Annotated in this window: 9 protein-coding genes and 1 riboswitch; of the genes, 7 read left to right on the top strand and 2 right to left on the bottom strand. The window is 35.6% G+C overall.

All coding sequences use genetic code 11. The features are described 5' to 3' along the window. Positions 1-306: 306 nt before the first annotated feature. Positions 307-419: riboswitch (TPP riboswitch) on the top strand. Positions 420-534: 115 nt separating this feature from the next. From thiS to thiE, 4 genes are read left to right on the top strand one after another with little or no spacing between them, the layout of a single operon-like run. Further along, positions 535-729: a sulfur carrier protein ThiS gene (thiS, locus tag BEN26_RS06995; RefSeq protein WP_069800037.1), complete on the top strand. Its 195-nt coding sequence runs from the start codon at positions 535-537 to the stop codon at positions 727-729. Positions 730-767: 38 nt separating this feature from the next. Further along, the gene (locus tag BEN26_RS06990; protein WP_069800035.1) at positions 768-1,544 is read left to right on the top strand and encodes a thiazole synthase; all 777 of its coding nucleotides are present in this window, start codon (positions 768-770) and stop codon (positions 1,542-1,544) included. Position 1,545: 1 nt separating this feature from the next. After that, positions 1,546-2,652 carry a 2-iminoacetate synthase ThiH gene (thiH, locus tag BEN26_RS06985; protein ID WP_069800034.1) on the top strand — a complete coding sequence of 369 codons (1,107 nt, stop codon included), beginning with the start codon at positions 1,546-1,548 and terminating at the stop codon, positions 2,650-2,652. 6 nt (positions 2,653-2,658) lie between these two features. Further along, positions 2,659-3,291, top strand: coding sequence for a thiamine phosphate synthase (gene thiE / locus BEN26_RS06980; RefSeq protein ID WP_069800032.1), 633 nt, complete (start codon positions 2,659-2,661; stop codon positions 3,289-3,291). Between the two features lie 70 nt (positions 3,292-3,361). Here the strand turns inward: thiE and BEN26_RS06975 are convergent, their stop codons facing one another. Further along, positions 3,362-4,831: an amidase gene (locus BEN26_RS06975; RefSeq protein ID WP_069800030.1), complete on the bottom strand. Its 1,470-nt coding sequence runs from the start codon at positions 4,829-4,831 to the stop codon at positions 3,362-3,364. A gap of 198 nt (positions 4,832-5,029) precedes the next feature. Here BEN26_RS06975 and BEN26_RS06970 point away from each other — a divergent pair, with 198 nt between their 5' ends. The 3 genes from BEN26_RS06970 to BEN26_RS06960 all read left to right on the top strand — a co-directional run bounded on the left by BEN26_RS06970 (position 5,030) and on the right by BEN26_RS06960 (position 10,019). Next, complete coding sequence (locus BEN26_RS06970; protein ID WP_084818857.1) at positions 5,030-5,701, top strand: SDR family oxidoreductase; 672 nt, start codon at positions 5,030-5,032, stop codon at positions 5,699-5,701. 253 nt (positions 5,702-5,954) lie between these two features. Continuing rightward, positions 5,955-6,674, top strand: a complete 720-nt coding sequence (locus BEN26_RS06965; protein ID WP_069800127.1) for a YebC/PmpR family DNA-binding transcriptional regulator — start codon at positions 5,955-5,957, stop codon at positions 6,672-6,674. Positions 6,675-6,770: 96 nt separating this feature from the next. Beyond that, positions 6,771-10,019, top strand: a complete 3,249-nt coding sequence (locus BEN26_RS06960) for a DEAD/DEAH box helicase (RefSeq protein WP_069800026.1) — start codon at positions 6,771-6,773, stop codon at positions 10,017-10,019. 243 nt (positions 10,020-10,262) lie between these two features. Here the strand turns inward: BEN26_RS06960 and bioB are convergent, their stop codons facing one another. After that, positions 10,263-11,240, bottom strand: coding sequence for a biotin synthase BioB (gene bioB / locus BEN26_RS06955; protein ID WP_069800024.1), 978 nt, complete (start codon positions 11,238-11,240; stop codon positions 10,263-10,265). Positions 11,241-11,308 lie beyond the last annotated feature (68 nt).

Below are 11,308 nucleotides of genomic sequence, written 5' to 3'. Positions count from 1 at the left end.
ACTATTAGCATCCCGATAGCTCTGTACGATGGATAAATAAATGCGACCAGTTTTTTTATTTTTCACTTGTCTAAGAAACATGAACATGGCTCCCTTAATTGAATACGATTTTACCTTCATTATACCAAATTATTCTACAAAAGTCTACTAAAATATGACAAAAAAATAAAATAAAAATCCCCGGAAACATCAATGAAATCAATGCTTCCGGGTTAATAGTTGTTTAAATGTGTTGCAAAATTAGGGTGAAGAACTAAAAAATATTGCTAATAAAATCTGACTGTGATACTTTTATATATGAAAAAATTAATATGTTATGGGAGCTTGTGAAAACAGGCTGAGAGGATAGCTATCATTCGCTATCGACCAATAACCTGATCTGGGTAATGCCAGCGGAGGGAAAACATAAGTTTAAATTTAACGTAGTTAAACCGCTCATTATTGGGCGGTTTTTGGCTTTTTTATAGCCTTGTTCTTATTTCCCAAATAGCACTTTTTCATCTTAATAAAATTTAGGCATAGGGAGGCGGTAATTTGGTTGTTAATGGTAAAGAAATCACAGGATTTGCAGGAAAAACGGTGGCTGAGTTGTTAAATGAACTTAAACTAAACCAAACACTTGTAGTCGTAGAAATCAATTTTGAAATTATCCCCAAAGATCATTATGATATAAGAATCCTTCAAGAAACAGATAAAGTAGAAATTGTTAGTGTTGTTGGTGGCGGTTGATTACAAAGTCCAAAAAAAAGTAGGAGAGGAGTTTAGAAATGAAAAATTTAAGTATTGGTGGAGTTGAATTAAAAAGTCGCCTATTCATTGGTACTGGGAAATTTCCTAATCATCAAATTCTACCAGACGTGATTCAAGCTTCGAAATCACAAGTGATTACCATGGCGATTCGACGTGTAAACTTAGATTCAAAAGAAGAGAATATTCTAGAATATATACCAAAGGACTGTATTTTACTACCAAATACTTCTGGAGCCAGAAATGCAGAAGAGGCAGTGAGAATTGCAAGACTTGCTAGAGCAATGGGATTAGGGAACTGGATTAAAATTGAAGTGATCTCAGATAATAAATATCTTTTGCCAGACAATGCAGAAACGATTAAAGCCACTGAAATTTTAGCTAAAGAAGGCTTTGTTGTGCTTCCTTATATGAGTCCTGATTTAATGGCAGCGAAAAGATTAGTAGAATCAGGGGCTGCTGCAGTTATGCCTTTAGGCGCTCCTATTGGAACAAACCGTGGTTTGAAAACAAAAGAGTTAGTTCAAATCATAATCAATGAGATTGATCTCCCAGTGATTGTTGATGCGGGAATTGGAAAACCATCAGAAGCAGCAGAAGCGATGGAAATGGGGGCAGCGGCAGTATTAGTCAATACAGCTATTGCTACAGCAGAAAATCCTGTCCAGATGGCAAAGGCTTTTTCCTTAGCAGTAAAAGCAGGGTATCTCGCTTACCATGCGAAACTTGTTGAACAACATCAACTTGCTCAGCCTTCATCACCTTTGACAGGATTTTTATATGAAGAGGTGAATTAATGTGGGTTTTTTTGATGTATATTCCCAGTATAAGAATTTTAACTATGAACAGTTTTATGAAGAATTAACCGACTCAGACATTTTACAAATCATTCACAAGGATCGTCCAATCAATAAAATTGAATTTCTTGCATTATTATCTCCAAAAGCGGAGAACCATTTGGAATTAATGGCGCAAAGAGCTCATACCTTATCCCTTCAACATTTTGGGAAAACCGTTTTATTGTATACTCCTATGTATCTTTCTAACTATTGTACGAATAAATGTACTTATTGTAGTTTTAGTATTGATAACCAAATCAAAAGAAAACAATTAACAGCAAATGAGATTGAAAAAGAAGCAAAAACGATTGCTAGTATGGGGTTTAAACATCTCTTAATTTTAACAGGAGAATCGAAAAAAGATACACCACTCACTTACGTAATTCAAGCTGTCCATATCTTGAAAAAATATTTTGATTCTATCGGGATCGAGATTTTTCCATTGACCATAGAAGAATATCAACAATTGATTGAAGTTGGGGTAGATAGCCTTACCGTATATCAAGAAGTATATAATGAGGAAATTTATCGAAAAGTTCACCTTGCAGGTCGTAAACGTAACTACCATTTCCGACTTGATGCCCCAGAGCGGGGATGTATTGCTAAAATGCGCAATGTAAATATAGGAGCATTATTAGGTTTAGGTGAATGGCGAAGTGAAGCCTTCGTAACTGGCCTTCATGCGAATTACTTACAAAATAATTACCCTGATGTAGAACTCAGTGTATCTTTCCCACGGATTCGTCCCCATGTAGGGGTTTTTGAAGATATATACGAAGTAACTGATCAGAATTTGGTGCAATTTATGTTAGCGTTACGTATCTTTTTACCTCGTGTAGGGATGACTATTTCAACAAGAGAACGCCAAGGATTTCGTGAGAATTTGATTCCTTTAGGAGTAACAAGAATGTCTGCTGCTTCATCAACGGAAGTGGGAGGACATTCAATAGAAGATGCTGGTGATGGGCAATTCGAGATCGATGATCAACGAAGTGTGGAACAAATCAGAACAGCGATTTTCAAAAAAGGGTATCAACCGATTTTTAAAGATTGGGTAAGGATATGAGGAATAATGTTATATCTAATTACGAATCGAAAAATTGTAAAAAAAGGAAGTTTCATAGATGTCATCGAGAAAGCAATATATGGTGGTATCGATGTCATTATTTTGCGAGAAAAAGATCTATCCAATAAAGAATTATTCCCCTTGGCATTAAAAATAAGAGAAATCACAAAGAGTAATCAGGTAAAATTGGTGATTAACCATCATTTAGAAGTTGCAAAAGAAGTGCAAGCAGATGGCTTTCATACAAGTTATGAAAACTTTATAAAAACAGAAATCGACTTTGCTGGTGTCATAGGCGTTTCAATTCACCATTTGCAAGAAGCGAAAAAAATTGAGAAAAAAGTGAATTATCTTCTTGCAGGGCATATTTTTGAGACAGATAGCAAGAAAGGGCTTAAACCAAGGGGGATATCCTTTATTAAAAATCTAAAACAAGAAGTAAATATTCCTATTGTAGCCATAGGAGGAATTCATTTACACAATATTGAACAATTACTTATAAGAGGAGTCGATCATATTGCAGTCATGTCAACGATTATGTCATCTGAAGACCCTTATCAAACGACAAAAGAACTAAAAATCAAAATGAGGGAATTTGACAAGTTTGCATCGATTCCTGTGATAACCGAAATAGGATGAGTAGATGATTAAAAAGGCCGCATTTATGCAGCCTTTTGTATATTGTAGGTATGAAAATGTTCCGTAAATATTATAAATTTGGCGGTTTTCTGTGTTTTGTTGCTTGTTCATATGAATAAGCAATTTCAATTAATGTTGGTTCACTGTAAGCTTTTGCAGTAAATGTTATTCCAACCGGTTCACCTTCTTGTGTGTAGCCTGCTGGAACAGTAATAGAAGGATACCCAGCCTTTGCAGGGATGCTTGCGCCAAAGTTATTCGGAAATACGATTGCATCTAAATCATGCTCTTTCATGACTGCATCAATACCTTTTTCTTTGGATAAATACTGATCCCTTTCCAAACTATTCAAATAAGTTGGCTCTGTCAAATTTCCGCTTGTCTTCTCTGAATCAATGAAGATTTTTTGCCCATATTTGAGTGCGGATTCTCCTGTTTGCTCATTGAAGCGAATAATATCAGCTAAGGTACGAATACCTAGTGAAGGATTTAGCGTTTTTAAATAAGCATTGAGATCTGATTTAAATTCATATATTAAAACGTTATAATCCCAATTTTCTTTTGTAGAAGGAATCGTTACGTTCTCAATTACTTCCGCACCTAAACTGGCTAATTGGTGAATAGCCGTATTCATCACTTCTAACTGCGATTCGTTTAAGTAGTCAAAATAAACCTCACGTGCGATTCCGATTCTTTTTCCTTTTAATCCGTTTACTTTTAAAAATTGGGTAAAGTCGATTTTTTGTAGTTCAGAACTTAGTGTGATGGGATCGTTTTGATCAACACCCTGAAGAACATTTAATAGAATTACTGCATCCTCCACGGTTCTAGCTATAGGCCCAGATGTGTCTTGTGTGTGTGAAATAGGAATAATCCCCGAACGACTAATAAGCCCAACAGTAGGTTTGATACCAACTAAAGAGTTTTGACTAGCAGGACTTAGAATAGAACCAGAAGTTTCAGTACCAACTGAAACCACTGCAAAATTAGCTGCAACAGCTGCTGCTGAACCAGAACTTGACCCACCAACGATAAATTTGCCTGGACCATAAGGATTCATTACTTGGCCACCTCTAGAACTATATCCTGTAGGCATATTTTCGGCCATGAAATTCGCCCATTCAGTTAGGTTTGTTTTACCTAAAATGATCGCCCCAGCTTCACGAAGTTTTCGCACAAGAAAGGCATCTTCAGTTGCATAAGAATTAGCTAAAGCTAATGAACCTGCACTGGTGTGCATTTTGTCCGCCGTATTGATATTATCCTTGATGACAACAGGAATTCCATGAAGTGGTCCACGACTGCCTTTTTCTTTTCTTTCGAAATCTAATAAGGCTGCTATCTGAAGAGCTTCTGGATTAACTTCGATTATGGAGTTGATTTTGGAGCCAGATTGATCGTATTCAGCAATTCGAGAAAGGTACATGAGAACCAAATCTTGAGAAGTTAGTTCATTTTTTTCTAGCTTCTCTTGTATTTCTCGGATAGTGATTTCAATAAGCCAATCATTCTTTAGTTTTTCTAATTTTTGATTTATCATAGAGGCTCTTCCTTCCTTTGTAAATTAACTTAAAACGATAGTTCAACATGATCAACTAAATTAAGAAATTCGACATCATATACTTGAATCCTTCTCATCAAAAAAGGAATAGCTTCCCAAAAGAGGATTTAATTCGCCCTTTAACTGAGAAGGGACTTGAAGATACGAAAAAGTTACAAATGTACTTTTGAATATTTAATGGAACCAAAACCAATCTTCGAAAATCCTAACTATGTTGGAAGTGGAAAATTAAAGAATAAAGTTGCAATTATAACTGGTGGTGATAGTGGTATCGGTAGGGCGGTAGCAATTGCATTCGCTAAGGAGGGAGCAGATGTTGTCATTGTCTATCATAATGAACATCAGGATGTTACTGAAACAACAGAAAAAATTAAGCAACATGGAAGAAATTGTTTGGCTATTCCCGGTGATTTGCGTAATGAGAGCTTTTCTCAGACTGTTGTACATATAACGATCCAAACATTTAAAAAAGTAGACATCCTAGTCAATAATCAGGCAGTACAATATCCTCAAAAAAGCATTCTTAATATTACGTCAGACCAACTGATTCACACCTTTCAAACGAATGTTTTTGCCAATTTTTATATGGTTAAAGCTGTACTACCTTACCTTCAACAAGGTAGCACAATTATTAATACTGTTTCTATTACAGCGTATGAAGGTCATAAACAATTAATCGACTATTCAGCGACAAAAGGAGCTGATGTTGAGATGTTTGGTATCAATACACCAATCAAAAGAGCAGGGCAACCATTCGAATTAGCTCCAGCATATGTTTATTTGGCATCTGACGATTTAAATTATGTATCTGGTCAAGTAATCCATATCAATGGCGGAACAATCGTATGATCCTAAGAAAGAACACAGTAGTTATCAATAAAATATACTATAATTATTTAATGGGCAACGTGTAATCTTCACACGTTGCTTTTTTTGAGACCTATAATTAAATTACCGTCAGTATTTTTGGTTAATAAACTCGTACAAATTATGCAATTAATGTATAATATAATCTAGTGAAATGCTGCATCTTCATATTGAAGAAGCAGCTATATCATATTAATATTTTTGTGTAGATTTAAATTGAAAGTGAGTGAACATGATGGGTCGTAAGTGGAACAATATTAAAGACAAAAAAGCGTCAAAAGATACAAATACGAGTCGTATATATGCAAAGTTTGGACGCGAAATTTATGTCGCAGCAAAACAAGGGGAACCAGATCCAGAATTAAACCAGGCATTAAGAGTCGTAATCGAGCGTGCAAAAACATACAATGTTCCAAAAACGATTATTGACCGTGCCATTGAAAAAGCAAAAGGTGGCTCAGATGAAAGCTACGACGAACTTCGTTATGAAGGCTTTGGACCAAATGGATCAATGATAATCGTAGATGCACTTACAAATAATGTGAACCGTACTGCAGCAGAAGTGCGTGCTGCATTTAATAAAAATGGTGGCAACATGGGAGTAAGTGGATCTGTATCATATATGTTTGATGAAACAGCTGTCATTGGTATTGAAGGTAAAACAGCAGATGAAGTACTTGAAATATTAATGGAAGCAGATGTAGATGTACGTGACATTTTAGAAGAAGATGAAGCAGTGATCATTTATGCGGAACCTGACCAGTTCCATGCAATTCAAGAAGCATTTAAGAAAGTAGATATAACTGATTTTACAGTTGCAGAAATAACCATGCTTGCACAAAATGAACTAACACTTTCAGAAGAAGCACAAGCACAATTTGAAAAATTGATTGATGCATTGGAAGATATAGAAGATGTTCAACAAGTATACCACAATGTGGATCTTGATGAATAATATATAAAAGTTAATCTTTTTTTAACCTTTTTTGAAAAGAAGAAATCATTGTATATTGGTTATATTGTGATAAATCAAAGGGAAAAGTGATGCCAAATGACACCTACAGCTTCAATTTTATCAAAAGAAACCATTAAACAGATGTTCAATCATACAGCATATGAACGGGGACTTACCTATTTTAAACAAGGCCGTGTAAAAACTTTATATTATGAACCGAAAGATGAGTGTTGGGTTGGGAACGTTCTTGGTAATGATACCTATTATGTAACGGTAGAACTGCATGATCACTATATAGACTCTAGTTGTGATTGCTTGGCTTATGAACAATTTGGGCAGTGTAAGCATGAGGTTGCTGTTTTGCTAGAGATGGTGAGACATCGTGAACAAATAGAAAACGTCCATTTAAAAGAGAACCCGATTAGAAAAAGAGACAATGAACAAACGACACGATTCATTGAGACTTTTTCTCAAAGACAATACACTGAGATTCGAAATACCAATTCTGCTAAAGATCAACTTATGGTGGAGTATATCTTAAAAGCAAAATCTCATTATCCCTATTATAGTGAAAATTACCTGACGATTGAGATGAAAACGGGACTAAACCGAACATACGTAGTAAAAAATATAAAGGATTTCCTAAGAGCCAGTGATCATGAATCCTATGTATTTACGGCAAATTTTAGTTATGAACCAGCTGAACATGCTTTTTCTAAAGAAGATGAAGAGATTTTGAAAATTTTACGTGCCATTGCAAAAAATGAACAATTGTATCTAGATGCATCGCCCTATCAAAGACATACTTCGTATACTGAAAGTCGAGAAATGATCATCCCCCCAATCGTTGTAGACGAACTGCTGTTGAAATTAAAAGATCGAGAGACAAGGTTTGAATATCCACCCCATTCGGTTCCAACCATTGACGTTTGTAATGAAGAAGAGTTACCGTTTTCCTTTGAGTTACAAAAGGGGAAGGAAGAGGATTTCGAATTAAAGCTAAACGATATAACATCAGCTATATTATTTGAACCGTATGGATATTTGTATTTTAAAGGGACATTTTATAAACTTTCTGCTATTCAACAAAAACTAATGAAAGATTTCTTTTCTCTCATGAAAAATAAGAGAGATAGTTCTTTACTTATCTCTAAAGATCAAATTGAACCATTCTTATCCAATGTCACACCTGCACTTGAAGAAATCGGCACTTTGACAATTGACGAAACCATTTCTGATCAAATTCTTGCACCGGATCTTAAAACGAAAATATGGATTGATTATAACCAGGATATCCTAAATGTGAACTTAGAATATCAATATGGGGATCGGATACTCAACCCATTTTTATTAGAAACGACAGAGACTACGGAGAATCAGGAGACCATTCTGATTCGTGATATTGTCAAAGAACAAGAAATCATGAGCATTTTGGAAGGCGCTCCATTGAAATATAATGGAAAAGAGTTATACCTTGTAGGAGAGGATGATCTCTATCAATTCCTCTACCATACCTTACCTCTCCTTGAAGATAAAGCGGAAATTTACTTGACCCGTTCCGCTCGCTTATTAATGATTCCAGAACAGCAAAAGCCTGTTGTTTCTATTGATCTTGATTCGAGCGGGGATTGGCTTGATGTTCGTTTTGATATTAGTGGAATAGACCAGCAAGATGTCCAAAATATCCTTCAATCAGTCATAGAAAAGAAGAGATATTATCGACTTCATAATGGGACATTTGTTCCCATTGATGATGACGATTTCGCAACCATTCATCAATTGATCGATGAGCTAGACATTAGTAAATCAGAATTACAAAAGGGTGAGATCAAACGACCGTTATTTAAAGGAATGCTGATTGATGACATTGTTAGCAGTAGTCGAGATTCATCTATTCGATTCGGGAAAACCTTTCGCCATTTCATTAAAAATTTTAAAAATCCTGATCAGTTAGATTTCGATATACCCCAATCATTACAGGCATCGTTACGAGATTATCAGAATTTTGGCTTTCAATGGATGAAAACATTGTCTCATTACCGCTTAGGAGGAATCCTCGCTGATGATATGGGACTGGGTAAAACCATTCAGGCCATAACTTTTATGACATCAGAAAAAAAAGAGAAAAAAGAGCTTCAACCTATGTTGGTCGTTGCTCCTGCATCCCTCATCTACAATTGGAAAAATGAATTTCAAAAGTTTTCTCCTGAATTAAAAGTAAGAATTATTGACGGCAATCCAGAGGAACGAAAAGAACTTATTCAATTTTCAAACGAAATCGATGTTTGGATTACCTCTTATCCTATGTTGCGCCAAGATATTGACCTATACAAAAAAAAGCAATTTTCTGTCTTTATCATAGATGAAGCACAAGCGATGAAAAATCCAACGACGAAGATTTTTAAAGCCGTACAGGAGATTCAAGCAAGTCAACGTTTTGCCCTTAGCGGAACACCGATTGAGAACTCGATTGATGAGTTGTGGGCTATTTTCCAAGTCATTTTACCGGGATTTTTCCCAAATAAATCGGCTTTTAAATCCATTGCGCCTGAGAAAATCTCAAAAATGGTTCGACCATTTATTTTAAGACGTGTAAAGAAAGACGTTCTAAAAGAACTTCCTGATAAAATCGAAACCGTTCAAGTATCTGAGCTAACAAAACAGCAAAAAGAGTTATATCTCGGCTATTTGGAGAAAATTCGAAATGAAACTAAAGCATCAATCCAATCGGGTGGGTTTAATAAAGACCGAATCAAAATTTTGGCCGGTCTTACTAGACTTAGACAAATTTGCAACCATCCAGGGCTTTTTTTGGAGAACTATACAGGTGAATCAGGAAAGTTAGAACAGCTCATAGAATTAGTAGAGACCTCGTTAGAAAACGGGAATCGATTATTAATCTTTTCACAGTTTTCAAGCATGCTTCAAATCATTGGCCAAAGATTGCAGGAGACGGGATTGGACTATTTTTATCTTGATGGCCAAACACCAGGCAAAGAACGAGTTTTGATGGCTGATGATTTCAATCGTGGGGAAAAGGAGATCTTCTTAATCTCATTAAAGGCGGGAGGAACCGGCTTAAATCTGACAGGCGCAGACACGGTAATCCTCTTTGATTTATGGTGGAACCCTGCCGTAGAAGAACAAGCAACAGGGCGAGCACATCGGATGGGACAAAAAAAAATCGTCCAAGTCATGCGCCTTATCACCAGTGGCACAATCGAGGAGAAAATTTACGAATTGCAGCAACGGAAAAAAGAACTAGTTGAAAAAGTGATTCAAACTGGTGAACAAATGATTACAAGCTTAACTAAAGAAGAATTGCAAGAGATATTGGAAATTTAAGGAAAATATGATTAATATCAAAACCCCTTCTCACAATCGTATATTTTTTTGACGATTGTGAGAAGGGGTTTTTGTTATTTTGCGTGCCCAGCAAGCCATTAATTGCTAGTTAATAAAAATCTAACCTAGGTAAGAGCCAAGTCACCTAGTAGCCTAGTAGCTAACGGGCAACCAATGAAGAAATCTTAATTTTAGGACATTGGACTCATTCACGCAGAGTTAATGAATAAAAAAATTTATCGCTTACACGACAAGTTCCCTTGTTACTTCATATCCCATTTGTTTTAACATTTTTATATCGTCAGTAATTTTGTTTCCTACCGTAGTTAAATAATCTCCCACAAGCGCAGCGCTTGCTCCAGATTGAAAACCTTTAGCTTGGTTCATACCTAATAGTTTTCTTCCGCCTGCTAGACGGATATGAGCGGTAGGAAGTATAAAACGAAAAATGGCTATTGTTTTTAAAATTTCACTGGTTTCTAAAGGCGGTGTATTACCTAGTGGGGTACCAGGTATTGGCGTTAAAATATTAATTGGAACCGATTTTACATTTAATTGTTGTAAATCTAAAGCCATGTCAATTCTGTCTTCCATTGTTTCACCCATTCCGATTATTCCACCACTACAAATGTTAAGTCCAGCATTTTGTGCTTGTTTTATCGTCTTAATTCGATCATCATAGCTATGTGTCGTACAAATAAATGGGTAAAAATGGCGACTTGTTTCTAGGTTATGGTGGTAGGTGATTACGCCGATTTCTCTTAATGATTTTGCTTTATCAAAAGAAATAATACCTAAGGAAGAACAGAGTTGAATTGATGTGTTATCTTTTAATATTTTGTAAACACCTAAAATTTGAGTGAAATCGCGATCACCAATTCCTTTACCACTTGTCACAAGTGAAAAACGATGAGCTCCTTGTTGTTCAACCTTTTTTGCTTGAGATAATGCAGTATCCGCGTCTACTAAGGGATATTGTTCAACGTCGGTATTATAATGACCAGATTGTGCACAAAATTTACAGTTTTCAGAGCAACTGCCAGATTTTGCATTCATAATCGTACATAAATCTACTTGATTACCTAAATAAAATTCTCGTATCTCGTTTGCTGCATTTAAAAGTTCTTCTAGATTTGTGCCCTCAATATTCGATAAAGAGATAGCTTCATATTTTGAAATGAAATGGCCTGATATAACTTTCTCCTTTAAGGTTTGAATCATATAATTCCCCCATTTCTTTTAACTAGTTGCTTTATTCAAATACTAAATTAGACGCTTTGAGACTTTGT

This window comes from Tepidibacillus sp. HK-1, assembly GCF_001748485.2.
Classification (GTDB): domain Bacteria; phylum Bacillota; class Bacilli; order Tepidibacillales; family Tepidibacillaceae; genus Tepidibacillus_B; species Tepidibacillus_B infernus.
The sequence above is the reverse complement of the archived record's forward strand: the minus strand, read 5'-3'. Positions and strand labels throughout refer to the sequence as shown.